Genomic DNA, 16,354 nt, shown 5'->3' on the forward strand with positions numbered 1-16,354 from the left:
GGCTAACGTTGATGTGCATGGTTACTTGCGTGGTTAAGCAACTAATTTAGCAAATAAATCACAGATAGACCCGAGCGAAGCGAACTGGCGCAAGCAATATTCAGCAGGAATGTTCGTAAGTGGGCAGTGACCTAGCAATTAATTATAGACGGTGTTGGTAAATGTTATATTTTTTCTTGCAATATCAACCATTCAATCAATTTACTTGTTCTTGTAAGTATTGATTTATGCTCAAATAATTTATGCTCCATTCTCTTTTTACTGATACTTCCGCTATATACTTTTAATTTTCCAAATGGCGCCTCTCCTAATCGAGCAACTCTTCCGCCTTTCAGGTTGTATACTAAAACAATTCCTTGAGATAAGTCTCCGAGATATAGTTGGAGCTCCTTGTGAGCCTAAATCTCCTAAAGAAGCTGATTTTAGGGGGTAGCGAATTACAACTTTTCCTATTTGTATTTTATTATTTTCACCACTAGAGTAAACTTCATAAGTGTCAAAATAATAAAGGTTAGGTTTGTATAAATATTTTAATTTTTCTGACGTTGAACTGATTTTTTTTAATGAAATTATGCCGTCCTTAACTTTGTCTGAAATAAAATCTAATTCATTCATTTCATCCTTTTCTTTATCAAGAACTTCTTGGATGTCTTTAGGTAATTCAATAGAATTTTGTGATAACTCTTTTAATTTAATTTCATCAAGGTTTAATTGTTCATCAATTACTCCTTTAGAAATGAAATGACGGATTATTGATTTTGCATTTAAATAATACCCATTTCCAATAGGATAATTAAACTTAATATTTTTACTAGGTACTGAAAAAATTTCGTGTAAATAAATTTCATCTTCTCCATCAAGAATTGAAAAGACAACTTCTTTACCTACTTTAAAGAGGGTGTCTTTTTGTTGGTTTAAAACAGCAAATTGTTTTTGTTTTTGATATGTTTTTTTCTCAACGAAGAAACCTACTTCTTTTTTATTAATTGAAAGCACTTCTTTTTTTACTTTAACTTTTTGTCCAAAAGCTGAGAATAAAGGTGTGATAATTAGAAGCGCAAATAGTAATTTTTTCATTTTGATTTTCATTTGTTTTGTTGTTTTATTCATTACTTGTTTTTAATAGTTGCTAACGCTGATGTTTATGGTTAGTTGCGTGTTAAGCAACTTAAACGTACCAGAGAAAATTTCTTCGGAATTTTCCAAATAAGCACTTGCCATAGCAATTAATTATGTACGGTGTTGTAAAACGTTTTTTTTCGTTATGCTAATCGATTATTATCAAATCAGTTAAATTCGTAAAAACATTTTTATCAGTTATTCTTCCGAGAAATTTCAAATTGCAAAGAGTCATTTTCAGGAACTACAGAAAATTTGTAAGTATGAGATACCGAAGAATTATTGTTTATAATAGTAGGATATGATCCGCCAAGGTCGTCTTGTCCTAAAAGTATGTCGTTAACGTTACTACCAGCAAGATAGATATCATTGAAATCATAAATTGTCATTACATTTAATGAATCTATATTATTGGTGTATATAACATCAGTTTGTCCGCAACCATCGCCCAATTCTATTCTATTTGTTATTGAATCCGCAAAAACTCCAATTCCTAATTCGTTTGGATTAAATTCATCTAAATACGGATATATTCCGTTTTCGTCATAAGAATATATAAATCCTCGTGCAGATTCTATAGTATTTATACTTACATCTTCGTCTCCATTGCAACAAGAATTAATTATTATAAGTATTATTGTAAACAATATTATTTTCTTCATTTTGTTTTTTTAATGTTTTACAACGTGTTCTTGTATGATTTCGTTGCGTGGTTTAGCACTTAACTTTGCAAGTATACACCAAACTGAAAATCGGCCTGGATTTTCAGAAGTAGGCGAGAACAAGCAATTACTTATATGCATTGTTGTAAAACGTTTTTAAGTAATTCCTTTTATTTGTAAAGAGGAACTATTAAGCCAATGCCTCCAGTGAGTCCAGTCCAACTTGTAGTAACTTTATTTCCACTTTGATCGATTAAGAAACCACCTGAGTCATCATCTTTTAAGGTTAATTTACCACCTATGTAAACATTTAAATCTAAATGTGCCCTCAAAGTTATGAAACCGATAGAATACTCATAATTTATACCTACTGCTCCTCCAAAATCTAAAGATTTAAATTCTAAACTTTCACTTTGAGGTGCACTCAATATTCGGCTTGCAGAAGTAAGATTTAAATTCGAAGAAGTTACCAAACCTTTTAATCCTAAGTTGAGATTCTTTTTTTCTGATTCCATTAGAGGAATCTCATATTCTAACCCGAACGTATAACCAATTATCTCATTAGTTATTCTAACAAACCCGGAGTAATCTGCAACTGAGGATTTTGCTCCCGAAACTTTATTACTAAAAAAAATGGAGGCCTTGCGATTAATCCTTAAACCGAAAGTAAACCCATAATTATAGTTAAAATTATCTTTTGTCTCAAAGTTTTCAAAGTCTACTTGATTGGCTAGCTCTTCATGAAAATTCTTTAACGAACTAGACAAAGGGATACCTGCTTCAAAATCTGCAAACACTTCTATATCTTGAGCTTTGATTGGAGAAAAAAGTGTTATAATAAAAACACAAAATAATGATATATGATTTAACTTCATTTAATCTAAATTTGTATAAATTCCTTTACTATGAATTAATCTACCGTTCCATAATCTCATAAAATAATCTCGGTCTTCTGAATTGAAAAAACCTGTAGTTTGTTTATCGTCCTCTGACTGAAAGTTTATGATTTCTTCGGTAACTGTGTTGTAAATTGCGTTCCCATCATTTTGGGACACTAAAAGTCGTTGTGAATAACTATCATATTGAATAAATTGTTGGGTGCTTCCAAAATTGAAAGATTTACTTGTACTGTTTAATAAATCAAAAATTATAATTTCACCATTAATGGCATAGAATAAGGTGTTTTCAAATATTTCAATATTACCACTCAAATTAATTGAAGTAAAATCAAAGACTTCAACCAATTGATTGCCATTAATACGATAAAGAAAACTGCCAGTGTCCTCATAAATTAAAATATAATTTCCATTCGGTGATAAATAACTAAGGGCAGTAGAGGTTGTTAATTCTGAGTATAAAACTGTGTTTGTGGTTATATTTGTTACTGTAAGTCGATTATTCAAATAATCAAGCCTAGCCAAAATATCTCCTCTGAATCTAAGTTCGGAGGTTAATCGAGGATCATTATAATTTTCAATTATTTGTAATGTGTTTGTATCAATTTTATACGCACTTCCTCGAGCATCTACGTAAAGATGGTTATCAGTTGGATTGAGGGTGATATCCAAATATTCGTAGCGAACATTATCGTAAGTTATTGTGTTACTTGTGCGAATGAGCACCATCTCACTGGAATATTCATAAATTCTAAACCCATAACCATTACTGAATCTATCTTCAATGATTAGAGCATAGAAATTATTAGTGATTGGGTTAAATATTATTTCCCTTACAAATAAAGGATCCAGATCAAACACTCCAAAAGTTTCAGAATTTAACGATACATCTTTGTAAGAAAAAAATGGAAGTGAAACATCAACATTAGTCGGACGGACATTTAATATGTATTCTTGACCGAAGACATAAGGTGATTGCACCAAATATTCACCTCCTAGGCTTGAGCCTAAAAATTGGCCACCCTCGAAACTAAACTGAAAAGTTTCAAAGTTAGCGTATAGTGGGTGCGCTGACCATTTAAATTTATAGGTATCGAAATCAACAAATACAATTTCCGTAGTCACCATATTAGATTCATAAGACAATGATTGGGACAAACCATAATTCTCTTCAAATTCACTTTCAAACAATATGGAATATGTTACTGAAGAGTACTCATCAAAATTAGGCGTATTTGAATTACCGATATATAAAACGGTTGAGTTGTCATTATAATTACCTAGTGCCAAGTCATTGTCTGATAGTGGTATTTGTATTTCTATAGTCTCGGAACTTAAGACTTAAATATGCATTAGTGTAGTCCATTTCATAATTGGTTGACCATTCTATAAAAATTGTACCATTAATAATGTTAGCACTTAAAACAGGTGGTGGAGGTGAGGGTTCTCGGTTAACGATAAATTCATATTTAGCAATCTCGGTTATTGTCTCCAAACCTGTCTGATCGGCTATACTTCCGAGCCTGAATTAAAGGTGTGTTCTATTCGAATGGTATATATACCATCTTCATAGTTTTCTCGGACTTACAGTAAAAGTTCCGAGTTACCTTCCCAATTTGCATTAATTTGTTCATCATCAATATAAACTTCAGATGTAATTGTGTTTTGGCTTTCAAGACCACTAAATTTGTAATTCAAAGTCCTTTGGACATTTATAGTATCCATAGTGTTGAAATCTAGAAGCTCTATGTTTTGAGTGTCGGTTGTAGATTGTTCTAAATCAATGAAGTTGTCCGGTGAAAATTCATACGAACAACTAAAAAAAGTTACTCCTAATATAAAAAATATTAATCCCTTTTTCATTTTAAAATAATTTTTTCCTGTGTTTTATTTATTTATCAGAATGTTTTACAACGTGATTGTGTGTGATTAGTGCCGTGTTTAAGCACCTAATTTAGCAAATAAAACCGAATAGAAATCCGATAGGATTTTCTTAAGTAAGCTCGAAATAGCTATTAATTATACACTTTGCTACCAGTAGTTTTAAAAATTAAGAAATATACATATCCATTAATTTTTTATTGCAAAACCATATACACGGTATAAGAAATGATAACTTGAATTAATTTCCCTTGCCTGATTTGTAGTTAGATTAATAGCGAAGAATTTATTATTTCCGGAGCTTGAGCCAAAAGAACCACTCCCTTTAATAATTATTTCATTAGTAGGAGGATAATATAAAGTGTCAACGAGACTAAGTTCTTCATTTGTACCATATTCTGATTGGAAAAACTCTATCCAATTAGTTGCTATTAATTCTGCAGTTCCGAATTAATATCAATTATATAAAGTCCGTTTGATCGAAGGTAGTACAAAAGATCATTCTCCTTGTCATAATTCAGATTACTATAATTAAAACTATTGCCAATAGGATCATCCGGGGTATCAACGTCTATAATTAAAGTTTCAAGATTATAAGAATTAGCATCGACTATTGATATTTTTAAGCTACTATAATCATCTTCTTTGGCAATGAAAGCATCAAGGGAATGAATGTAAATAAAATCTGAAACTTGTCCTCCTAAATCAATTTCTGATGATTCAAAAGTCACTATTCCTTGAGAGTTGATTTCTTGAAATGCAACTTTATCTAATGTTTGACCTTCTTTAATAAGAATTTTTTGATTTGTTTGAGAATTTACAGTTACTGAGTGGTGACGACATTCACATATATCTGTTTTAATTCTTTCGTTAGTATTTGGGTTATAACTTTCAAATGAAGAGTATTCTGTGAAATAATCATTATAATGAGTAGTACCAAAAAATGTATTATCTGATGGGTCGTATGCAATACTATATATTTCTTCAGTTAATTCATTGTTACTTTCAATTGAAAAAGATGACCCTCCTTCATTATCTAAATTCAAACTTCTTAGGTTATATTCTTTAAAGAAGTAAATAGCTAAGTGCTCTATTTCATTATTAGTGTCTCGGAATATTTGAAATAGGACCTACCCATTCACTATAATTCTCTGCATCACAAATACTTCTAATATAAAAATCATAAGCAACAGTAGAATCTAAATTTGAAATTTCAATTGTTGCAGAACTTGATAGCGTAAAGTCACCATTAATATGGTCAAAACCAGCAGGACCATATTCTATTTCCCATTCGGTTTCATCCGATCCAGCAGTCCATCCTATCTCGACTTCAGATAAAGAGTCATATGCTAAAACCTCGAAATTTGTTGGTTTTACGCATGAAGAATCATCATTATTAGTGTTGTCGTTACTGCAACTAAAAATTGCTAGGCACATCGTTAGAATACTAAAAAGCGTTATGTTTTTCATGTAATATTATCTTTGATTTAATGTTTTATTGAGTGTTAGAATGTGGAAAGTTGCCTTGAATGAAATAATAAATCAAAGATAATAAATAAAAAAAGTAAAGTAGGAAAACCCGGAGTTCTTTTGAATGTGTGCCATTTAGAAATTTTCTGTCTTTTCAATCTGATTAGTGACTTTTCGTATTACTGGTAACGTTGATGGGTATGATGGGTAGTTGCGTGTTACGCAACTAATTTAGCAAATAAATCACAGATATAGACCCGAGCGAAGCGAACTGGCGCAAGCAATATTCTGCAGGAATGTTCGTAAGTGGGCAGTGACCTAGCAATTAATTATAGACGGTGTTGTGTATATGTTTTATTCAGTTACTTTGTTAAACCAAGGGTCAAATTTTTCACCGTCAATTCTATCACTTTTAGTTCTTTTTTTTGTTATAAGTTTCCCGTTCTTTTTTATTTTATAAAGTTTTCTATCTTTAAAGAATAACTTGTTTTTATGAACATCTTGTTCTCCGGATGATTTTGGCCAAAATACTTCTTCATAGCTATTTGCTGAAATCAATTGAGGTGTTTTATTTCTTGATAAAATTAAGGAGTCCCTTTTTCCAGCAATTCTCAAAGTATCATAAGAAGGAATAGCTTCGTAATAAATAGTGTCATTCTTAACTCTCCACTTTCCTTTAGACGAGAATCCCATAAAATGGAAAGAAGCATTATATTCATAAGTATAGTCTGTGTTAAAGATATATTCACTTCCAAAATTGTCTCTATACTTTCCTGCAATTTTATCTTTTTGAAAAAGTATAAAAATTATTACAGAAAATATTAAAAATTTTATTTTCATATATTTTTTATGCAATCTAAAAACACATTTTTAGAAAAAAATATGCCAGATTGATTTGTTAAATTCTGACTAACATAAAATTATGTTAATGAAAATCAGCTTTTTAAAAATATTCAAATTTCTCATTCTGCTATTAATTTTTTAGCCACAATCTACTCAATTTTACGTTAGCAAACTTACTGAAGGGTTTTGGGCACTATGAGGGATGTCTTGTCCTGAAATACGGCTACAGGTTAAAATTGATTTTTAAGCTGATAATTTATATACCATATTCGGTGTTTTATAGTCTAAAGATAAGTGTAATCTTATTTCGTTATATAAATTAATTGCATTTTTTGCAGCTGTTTTAGCATGGTTCACGTTATCAAAGGTTTGGTCGAGATAAAATTCATCTTTTAAGATGCCGTTTATGCGTTCTGCCATGGCATTTTCGTAGCAATGATTTTCTTGAGTCATACTAATATCTATCTTTTTTCTTTTAAGTATCTGTGTGTATTGATTGCTACAATACTGTATTCCTCTGTCTGAGTGATGAATGAGCTGCTTAATGTTCTTAGCTTGGTATATAGCCTTTTTAAGCGCTCTAATACATCCTTTGAGTTCTAAGCTATCACTAATATCATATCCCACTATTTTTCTTGAATGCATATCTGTTATTAAAGCCAGGTAACAAAATCCTTTTACTGTTCTTATGTAGGTTATGTCTGATGCCCAAACTTGGTTAGGTCTTGTAATCTCTATACCTTTAATACTGTTTTTGTACTTATAAAAACGATGATGTGAGTTTGTAGTCTTCATACTATATTTTTTTCTAAGTGTTAACATTTTATGCTCTCTAAGAATCTTATTTAATGAGTCTCGTCCCACTTTTACTTGTTGTTTTTCAAAGTCTTTTTTTAAGGATTTTGTTAGCTTAAGCACACCTTCTCTTGGAAGGGATTTACGTCTTTTCTTTACTATGTTTATAACTTGCTGTTCTATTTCTTTACGCTTGTCTGCTCTATTTTTGTACTTATAATAGGCATCACGTTTAAGGCCAAAACAATGGGTTATAGCCTGTAAAGAAGCAAATCCCTTAGATTTCTTTTTAGCTATGATTAAGGCTTTATACTTAGCTTTTTTTTTAGATCAACCACAGATTTATAGCCTAGATCTTCAGCAGCTACTTCCAGGTAAGAATCCAGTACCATCGCATCGAGATCCTTTTTTAGCAGCAACTTTTTAAGCTGTTCATTCTCTTTTTGAAGTGCTTTAATTCTAGATATTTCGTCTTTAGTTTCCACTTTTACTCCGGTATTCATTAAGTCTTTACGATTGTACTTTTTAATCCATTCATTGACCGTTGTAGGTGCAATAGAGTAGAGTTTGCAAAGTTCACTTTTTGTGTGTTTTCCGATTGTAAGTTCGGCTAAAATTTTTAATTTAAAAGGTTCTGAGTACCGTCTGATTACTTTGTCATTTCTATACATAATGTTTAAAATTATGTAGCCTTATTTCAGGACGGGTCAGGATTACGTACAACGTTCCGGCTATGGTTAGTACGGGAATTAAAAGTAATTAATTTCCGATTAAGCACTTAGCCAAAACTTTTTATTTTGTTTTATCTTTTTTGTACTAAAGCCAAATCAAAAGATTTGGCGGACTTTATAAAAAAACACTAAACTTTAGATTGAACACCAAACCCCGTATTAATTATAGCCATTGTTAGCAAAAGTTATTCTACTTCAGTTGCAATAATAGAATTAGATAAAAATTCTTTATTATTTAACATTTTCATTTTTGGAATCTTATTCAAAAATTCATTTAGTTTTTTAAAATTGTCTTTCTCAGTACTTCTATAACTACTTGCATTGTAATATAATATATAATTCAATTCTATTGTTTCTTTTTTGATTAAGTCATATTTCTCTTTTATTTCTGTAACTAATTTCTCATCCATTACTTGAACATTATGTTTGTAATTTAGTTGAATTTTATATTCTCTTTTTTTACAGAAATTACCATCGAAACGTTCTATTTTTATGTTTTTATAGGTTTTAGATTCATTTGGTTTTATTTCAACCATTTCACTTTTCAAATGTGTTTGGTCATTATCTTGCATTGGTTGTATATAGCCTTCATCGTTAGTTTTACATTTTTTATTTGATGTTATTTTCAAACTATAAGGTGCAACATTAAGTCCGTGAAAACCTAGTTGATTTCTTTTATCATAGTGTTTGTCGAAAAAGTAGTTTTTAGGCTTGATAAAAAATGCAGTACTATCGGTATTGTTCTTTACTATTAAATCTATTTTTAAATATTGTTCGTCAGCCTTATATTCAGCTTTAACTATATTAAATGATAATTCACTTTGTCCAAAAGTAAGTAATGATAAAAAGGAGAATATTACGAATAATTTAATTTTTTTCATTCTAGTGTTTTTTAATTTTTGCTAACGTTGATGTGTATGGTTAGTTGCGTGTTAAGCGACTAATTTAGTAAACAAATACGAACTAGAAAAAATTCCGAAGGAATTTTCTAAATAAGCACTTGCCAAAGCAATTAATTATACACCGTGTTAGCAAATGTTATTTTTTAATAATTTTCAATGTTTTTCCTTTTTCTGTTTTCAACAAATAAACTCCATTATTAAGATTACTTATATCTATTTTCTCATTTACATTTAAGTAATCTTTTAAAATTATTTTGCCCCATAAATCATAAATACTATATTTTTCTTTTTCTTTAAGCCTAGAAATTTTTATATAATCATCAGATGGGTTTGGATATACTGATATTTCTCTGTCTTTTTTAAAATCAGCTACACTCAAGCTATTATCTGTGAATTTTGAAACTTTTAAACCATTTAATTCAGTTATGTAGAAGTCATTGCCATTCTTGAACAAGCCTGTGGGACCATTTAGTCCAGTAACATAGTCTACGGCAGTTGGATTGATATTGCTTAAATCCACTTTAGATATTTTATTTGCCCCGAGTTCTGCTATGTACAACATATTATTATCTAAGACCATTCCTACTGGACTGTTTAATCCAGTAACAACATCTATGGGTGTTGGATTCGAGTCTGTAATATTAATTTTTGAAATTTTGTTACCGGATGCTTCAGAAATATAAAGATTATTTCCGTCCAATAATATTTTTGCAGGACTACTTAATCCGGAAACAACATCAACTGCAACTGGATTTGCATCCGTTAAATTTATCTTAGATATTTTATTTGCGTCAACTTCTGCAATAAATAATTCGTTACCATTTATAGCAATGCCTGTTGGACCTGTAAGACCTAAAATGATATCTACTACAGTGGGTGTCGCATTAGATAATTCAACTTTAAAAATTTTATCTTGAGTTGATTCAGCAACTATTAATTCTGTTCCGTTAATTATCAAACCATATGGACCTTCTAAACCAGTAATATAATCTACTGCACTTGGTGATGAACTAGTAATATCAAGCCTTAGAATAACATCTTTATCAGAAATGTATAAATCATTTCCATTTACTATTAAATCGGTAGGTTCTTGTAAACCAGTAATGACGTCGGAAATTTGAGCGTATCCAAAATTTAAGCTTAAAAATAGTGTAATTAAAAATAAGTAGTTTTGTTTGTTCATTTTTATAGTTTTTGTGTTAATATTTGCTAACGGTTCGTGTAAGGTAAGTACGGGTTAGTGTGCGGGGATTTTCCGTAGGAAAATCCGAAGCAAGCTAACACGAACTGCCTTTGGGTTAAGCCATAAAAGTAGTATTTATTTTACACATTGTTACCAACCGTTCTTTTAATTTACCCAGTTAGCCGTTTCGTATATCAATCCGCCGCAAAGATTGCGCATTGCTTTTGTCAGTCCGAAATCAGATTTTGGTATTTGATAAGCCGTAATGCTAATCAGTCCGCCATATGAGTTGAGCCGGAGTTAAATCCGTTTTTAGAAAAGAGTAGGAGTGAGTATTGCCCGAATTAAGAGTTGCGCTCTTATTTGCTGAGAAAGTTATTGTAAATTTTTGACTGCTAACTTTAGTAGTTTTTATCCTTAGAGATCGTTTAAGGAGTATTTTTTTTAGAGCCGAGTGGCATGGTTGGTAACGTTTGGGCTATGGTTTCGTTGCGTGAAAATCCGCGAGGATTTTCCGCCGTAAACCGAATATAGCACATTTGTGAGGACTTTCCGAGAGGAAAGTCAGAAGCAATGAACTATAGCCGGTGTTGTAAACAGTTGTTTTATTCATTTTATAATTCCGATTACCGGAATTTATACCATTTTTTCTGTTCAGTTGTCGGTTCAGTCAATTCAGGTGGAATAGTTTTCGAGCCTTCTATTAGTCCATAAACCGCTGTATTAAATCCGGATTCAACTTCCAAGTCGTTTTGACATTGTTGGATTATGAAAGCTGTCGACATTGCGCAAGCTACAGACATTTCCTTTTCGGTCAACTTGTGCTTTTTCATTATTTCATTTGCTTTGGCTTGGGTCAAGTTCAGGGATTGTAAAAAGTCAAGTTCAGTTTTTTGGATTTCAGCTGATTTTATTTTTTTATTGTCAACAGTTACTCCCATATTCGCCAAGACAGCTCCAATCACATTAATCAGTTCAGGTCCTTGCTCATTCGCTTCTTGAGAAAGAACTGCTGTTCCAGGTTTTGCATCATCAATATTCAGTCCGAATGATTTGAATAAAAATGAACCTGATAATCTTGATGAAGTTGCGATTGCGGTCGCAGAATGTACTTCCCTATTTTTTCCAATCGCACTTGCAATTAGGTCAACTATTTCCCCTGTTACTTTATTCTGATTTTGGCTTATTTCCATTTATTGGGTTTGTTTGGGCAATTGTTTACAACGTTACGTGTAAGGATAGTTGTGTGATTAAGCCTCTAAAATAGTAAATATTAACGAACCAGGAGGAAAATCCGATAGGATTTTCCGAGTAAGAAGGAACCAAGCAATTATTTTTACACACTGTTGTGTACAGTGCTTTATATTTTTTATTCCATTTATCACACCGAGTGTTATCCGTTGTCAATATTACTTTTTGCTTTAAACAGCACTTTTAGAGTCATGTTTTTATACGTAATAGGAGCAGAGCAATCGTCCGCAAGAGTTGCGCATTTAACTTGTCAGAAAGCGATTGAGTGGTAGATCCGTTGCGTATTGCTCCGTTTTGCTATTTAATCCGTTTACAAACCGTTATTTTGCGCAATAATTACTTGTTAATTTTTTTGATAAAAATTAATGCTTTAGAGTATTAGTTTTAGCGAATTTGGTTTTTTTTTGAGCCGAGTGAGCCATTGTACACAACGTGTTTGGCTATGGTTTCGTTGCGTGAAAATCCGCGAGGATTTTCCGCCGTAAACCCAAGATAGCAAATTTGCGAGGACTTTCCGAGAGGAAAGTCAGAAGCAATGAACTATAGCCGGTGTTGTACGTAGTTTTTTATTTTATATATTCCATCAAATATTCAAATTCTATTTTTGTCAGATGAAAATTATGGTCAAATTTATAATTATATTCTTCGTTCAAAATTTTTGTATATCTGTCATTAATTTTATTCAGTGAATCTTCTTTAGTTATAAAGTCAAACAAGTAATTCTCATAAGGAAATTCACGTCTGCTATGAATTCCGCGTAATGCAGGACCTGTCATGTTTTTGTCTAATTTGTGACAAGCAGCACAATTAATATTGAATATTTTTTTTCCTTCAGTTGCATTATCCGTTAAGTTTGGTGAAACAGTTCCGCAAAAATTCTGTGGAATTTCAGTCGCACAACCAGGATATTGAGCTTTGCTAAAACTATACAGAAAGTAAGAAATTCCGATTGTCAAAATCAAAAATCCGCTTGAGATTATTAAAATCCGATTTGTCAATTTTTTCATAGATTTTCTCTCGGTTTACGGTTTGCGAAAATTACGTACAACGGTCTCGTATAACCGTCAGTTACGGGTTAAATTAGCGATTATTTTCGGTTTAGCACTGACGCTTGCAATTCCGAGTGGATTCGGACGTAGTCGAATCCGCCGTAATTGCGGTTATACATTGTTGTGTGCAGTTTTTATTTTTCTGTATAAATTGTTTCACTTCCATTTCAAATATCAATTCGTTATAATAAATTTATTGGTATGACTTTCAGGTATTAAGCTGTCATTTTTTCTAATATAAACCGTGTCAATTAAAAAACGAGTTGATAATTCATTGTTATTCAATAATTTTAAAGTGTCGTTTCTCATTATATATTTTCCTTTATAAAAACTTGAATGATCTCCGAGACCATTGTCTCAATTTAAATCTTCCGTCTTTTTTTAAATTCAAAGTGTAATTATAATTTCCTTCAGCTTTTAATATAGTTTCGGATTCAAATGTGTCAACATTATTAAAGAGAATTAAAGTCAAAAATAAAATTAGAGTTATCCATATTGATGATTTATCAAATTTCTTTTTCTCATATTTGACTTCTTGATTATTTAGGTATATCTCATAAATTAACAAAGAAAAATAGATTATACATAAACCAAAAAAATATATTGAATTTATTATCCCAAATGTATAAGTTTCAAAAAAAGGGAAGAATTGATAAATTCCCAACAAACCAGTTATAGTTAAGTAAATTAAAATATTAAATCGCTTCATTCAATCAGGTTTAGGCTTTGTGTTTTTTCTGTCAATATTTCAATTAATTCAGTTTTTCGGGTCAGTTGAGTAATTGCACACAACGGTTTTGGCTATGGTTTCGTTACGGAATGGTACGCGAGTATCATTCCGCCGTAACCATAAATTTAGCAAAAAGGCTTGAAATTCCGATTAGGAATTTCAGCCGTAATGAACTATAGCCGTTGTTAGCTACAGTTTTTATTAATCGGTTATTTTATTCCAAAGCAAATCAGCGTAAATTTCTGCTATTTCACTCTCATTATTTACTTTCCAAGTCCGATGAGTAATTCCTCTTTCTTGGTCAATAATTTTGTCTTTTAATAACCAAATTCCGTCGTGTTCAGGATTTGGTGCGTTTTCTAATTTATGCTTTTCAATAAACCCGGAAATTTTTATGTGTTCTTTAAGTTCATTTTTTGAAATTGTTATATATTCTTTCAAAAGTCGAAAAGGAACTCCTTTGTCCTTAAATTCAGGAACTAATTCCGCAATTGCATTCATATTTCCAGTTTCCATTATTTCTAATTGCGTTTTTTTGTCAAGTTCAGGGTAATTAAGTCTTTCGTGAGCTAAACAGATTTCATTTATTTCATCATTCAGTTTTTTTACTCCGATTTTATTCGAAATCAAAAAGTAAATAATTAGTATTAAAACTAATCCGATTATGATTATAAATGTCGTCATTTCAAATTGTAGCTAACGTTGATGTGTATGGTTAGTTGCGTGTTAAGCAACTAATATAGTAAACAAATACAAACCCGAGAAAATTCCGAAGGAATTTTCCAAATAAGCACTTGCCAAAGCAATTAATTATACACGGTGTTAGGGCAAGTTTTTTGCTTTGCCAATATCATCATCTGTTTTTAAAATTCCGTCTTTACCTTTCGAAATTAGAACATAGCTTAGTCCGTTTTCTTTTTGTTCGTAAAAGAACTCATTATTCCAATAATCCAATGTTATCTTTTTTCTCAATGGATTATTTCTAATTATAATGTTCAGTTTTTCAGGATAGATTCCAAGTGCTTTTTTTTCTTTTTCAAGAATCTGATCTATTTTGTCAATTTTTTCGACAGTTTTCCTCTGTCCATAATCAGAAAAGAAGAAAAACCTTACGACAATTATAAATAACAGTAAAATTCCAAATAATTTCCAAACAGGATGAATCATTAATTTTTTTGGAAGATTATTTTCCTTTTCATATTCACGTCCGGCTTTTTTCCGTTTCGCAAATTTATAATCTTCGCGCCATAAAAGTAAATCTCCAATTATATCTAACATTCGGTTTTTATCAAATTTGCCCTAACGGTTCGTGTAAGGTAAGTACGGGTTAGTGTGCGGGGATTTTCCGTAGGAAAATCCGAAGCAAGCTAACACGAACTGCCTTTGGGTTAAGCCATAAAAGTAGTATTTATTTTACACATTGTTACCAACCGTTCTTTTAATTTACCCAGTTAGCCGTTTCGTATATCAATCCGCCGCAAAGATTGCGCATTGCTTTTGTCAGTCCGAAATCAGATTTTGGTATTTGATAAGCCGTAATGCTAATCAGTCCGCCATATGAGTTGAGCCGGAGTTAAATCCGTTTTTAGAAAAGAGTAGGAGTGAGTATTGCCCGAATTAAGAGTTGCGCTCTTATTTGCTGAGAAAGTTATTGTAAATTTTTGACTGCTAACTTTAGTAGTTTTTATCCTTAGAGATCGTTTAAGGAGTATTTTTTTTAGAGCCGAGTGGCATGGTTGGTAACGTTTCGTGTAAGGATAGTTGCGTGATTAAGCACCTAAAATAGTAAATATTACCGAACTGGAGGAAAATCCGCTAGGATTTTCCGAGTAAGATAGAACCAAGCAATTATTTTTATACATTGTTATGTACAGTGTTTTATATTTTTTTATTGCGTTTACGCCTCTGAAAGTCAGCTATTCGCAACATTTCGTTTTGCTTTAAGCAGCAGTTTTAAATTCGTGTTTTTATCCGTAATAGGAGTAGAGCAATCGTCCGCAAGAGTTGCGCATTTAACTTGTCAGAAAGCGATTGAGTGGTAGATCCGTTGCGTATTGCTCCGTTTTGCTATTTAAACCGTTTACAAACCGTTATTTTACGTAATAATTGCGTGTTAATTTTTTTGATAAAAATTAATGCTTTAGAGTTTTAGTTTTAGCGAATTTGGTTTTTTTTTGAGCCGAGTGAGGCATTGTACATAACGTTGATGTGTATGGTTAGTTGCGTGTTAAGCAACTAATATAGTAAACAAATACAAACCCGAGAAAATTCCGAAGGAATTTTCCAAATAAGCACTTGCCAAAGCAATTAATTATACACGGTGTTAGGGCAAGTTTTTTGCTTTGCCAATATCATCATCTGTTTTTAAAATTCCGTCTTTACCTTTCGAAATTAGAACATAGCTTAGTCCGTTTTCTTTTTGTTCGTAAAAGAACTCATTATTCCAATAATCCAATGTTATCTTTTTTCTCAATGGATTATTTCTAATTATAATGTTCAGTTTTTCAGGATAGATTCCAAGTGCTTTTTTTTCTTTTTCAAGAATCTGATCTATTTTGTCAATTTTTTCGACAGTTTTCCTCTGTCCATAATCAGAAAAGAAGAAAAACCTTACGACAATTATAAATAACAGTAAAATTCCAAATAATTTCCAAACAGGATGAATCATTAATTTTTTTGGAAGATTATTTTCCTTTTCATATTCACGTCCGGCTTTTTTCCGTTTCGCAAATTTATAATCTTCGCGCCATAAAAGTAAATCTCCAATTATATCTAACATTCGGTTTTTATCAAATTTGCCCTAACGTTAAGTGTAAGGATAGTTGCGTGATTAAGCCTCTAA

General features: G+C 31.4%; 18 protein-coding genes. All 18 read right to left on the reverse strand.

The annotated features are described in order from the left end of the window. Nucleotides 1-273: 273 nt before the first annotated feature. The 18 genes from N7U66_RS20515 to N7U66_RS20600 all read right to left on the reverse strand — a co-directional run bounded on the left by N7U66_RS20515 (nt 274) and on the right by N7U66_RS20600 (nt 16,291). Nucleotides 274-1,110 carry a hypothetical protein gene (locus tag N7U66_RS20515; protein ID WP_267676724.1) on the reverse strand — a complete coding sequence of 279 codons (837 nt, stop codon included), beginning with the start codon at nt 1,108-1,110 and terminating at the stop codon, nt 274-276. Between the two features lie 203 nt (nt 1,111-1,313). Then, nucleotides 1,314-1,781, reverse strand: coding sequence for a hypothetical protein (locus tag N7U66_RS20520; RefSeq protein WP_267676725.1), 468 nt, complete (start codon nt 1,779-1,781; stop codon nt 1,314-1,316). A 170-nt stretch (nt 1,782-1,951) separates the two neighbouring features. Next, entirely contained in the window at nt 1,952-2,656 is a 705-nt protein-coding gene (locus N7U66_RS20525; protein ID WP_267676726.1) for a hypothetical protein, read from the reverse strand. Further along, entirely contained in the window at nt 2,657-3,967 is a 1,311-nt protein-coding gene (locus N7U66_RS20530) for a hypothetical protein (RefSeq protein WP_267676727.1), read from the reverse strand. Nucleotide 3,968: 1 nt separating this feature from the next. Then, nucleotides 3,969-4,172, reverse strand: coding sequence for a hypothetical protein (locus N7U66_RS20535; protein WP_267676728.1), 204 nt, complete (start codon nt 4,170-4,172; stop codon nt 3,969-3,971). An 89-nt stretch (nt 4,173-4,261) separates the two neighbouring features. Next, nucleotides 4,262-4,540, reverse strand: coding sequence for a hypothetical protein (locus N7U66_RS20540; protein WP_267676729.1), 279 nt, complete (start codon nt 4,538-4,540; stop codon nt 4,262-4,264). 449 nt (nt 4,541-4,989) lie between these two features. After that, nucleotides 4,990-5,604, reverse strand: a complete 615-nt coding sequence (locus N7U66_RS20545) for a hypothetical protein (RefSeq protein WP_267676730.1) — start codon at nt 5,602-5,604, stop codon at nt 4,990-4,992. Nucleotides 5,605-5,659: 55 nt separating this feature from the next. Further along, the gene (locus tag N7U66_RS20550) at nt 5,660-6,028 is read right to left on the reverse strand and encodes a hypothetical protein (RefSeq protein WP_267676731.1); all 369 of its coding nucleotides are present in this window, start codon (nt 6,026-6,028) and stop codon (nt 5,660-5,662) included. A gap of 354 nt (nt 6,029-6,382) precedes the next feature. Further along, nucleotides 6,383-6,868, reverse strand: coding sequence for a hypothetical protein (locus tag N7U66_RS20555; protein WP_267676732.1), 486 nt, complete (start codon nt 6,866-6,868; stop codon nt 6,383-6,385). A gap of 246 nt (nt 6,869-7,114) precedes the next feature. After that, on the reverse strand, nt 7,115-7,966 hold the full coding sequence (locus tag N7U66_RS20560; RefSeq protein WP_313791547.1) for an IS3 family transposase: 852 nt from the start codon (nt 7,964-7,966) through the stop codon (nt 7,115-7,117). After that, entirely contained in the window at nt 7,966-8,337 is a 372-nt protein-coding gene (locus N7U66_RS20565; RefSeq protein WP_267676733.1) for a transposase, read from the reverse strand. Before N7U66_RS20565 ends, N7U66_RS20560 begins: the two co-directional genes overlap by 1 nt. Before the next feature lie 245 nt (nt 8,338-8,582). Continuing rightward, entirely contained in the window at nt 8,583-9,278 is a 696-nt protein-coding gene (locus N7U66_RS20570) for a hypothetical protein (protein ID WP_267676734.1), read from the reverse strand. A 157-nt stretch (nt 9,279-9,435) separates the two neighbouring features. After that, nucleotides 9,436-10,482, reverse strand: a complete 1,047-nt coding sequence (locus N7U66_RS20575; RefSeq protein WP_267676735.1) for a T9SS type A sorting domain-containing protein — start codon at nt 10,480-10,482, stop codon at nt 9,436-9,438. A 626-nt stretch (nt 10,483-11,108) separates the two neighbouring features. Beyond that, nucleotides 11,109-11,675 (reverse strand): hypothetical protein, encoded by a 567-nt coding sequence (locus tag N7U66_RS20580; RefSeq protein ID WP_267676736.1) that lies wholly within the window; start codon nt 11,673-11,675, stop codon nt 11,109-11,111. Between the two features lie 624 nt (nt 11,676-12,299). Further along, nucleotides 12,300-12,740: a c-type cytochrome gene (locus N7U66_RS20585; protein WP_267676737.1), complete on the reverse strand. Its 441-nt coding sequence runs from the start codon at nt 12,738-12,740 to the stop codon at nt 12,300-12,302. A 973-nt stretch (nt 12,741-13,713) separates the two neighbouring features. After that, nucleotides 13,714-14,196, reverse strand: coding sequence for a hypothetical protein (locus N7U66_RS20590; RefSeq protein WP_267676738.1), 483 nt, complete (start codon nt 14,194-14,196; stop codon nt 13,714-13,716). Between the two features lie 138 nt (nt 14,197-14,334). Further along, a complete protein-coding gene (locus N7U66_RS20595; protein WP_267676739.1) occupies nt 14,335-14,790 on the reverse strand; it encodes a hypothetical protein in 456 nt (151 codons plus the stop codon). Nucleotides 14,791-15,835: 1,045 nt separating this feature from the next. Further along, entirely contained in the window at nt 15,836-16,291 is a 456-nt protein-coding gene (locus N7U66_RS20600; protein WP_267676739.1) for a hypothetical protein, read from the reverse strand. Between the last annotated feature and the right edge of the window lie 63 nt (nt 16,292-16,354).

This window comes from Lacinutrix neustonica, assembly GCF_026625145.1.
Taxonomy (GTDB): Bacteria; Bacteroidota; Bacteroidia; order Flavobacteriales; family Flavobacteriaceae; genus Lacinutrix; species Lacinutrix neustonica.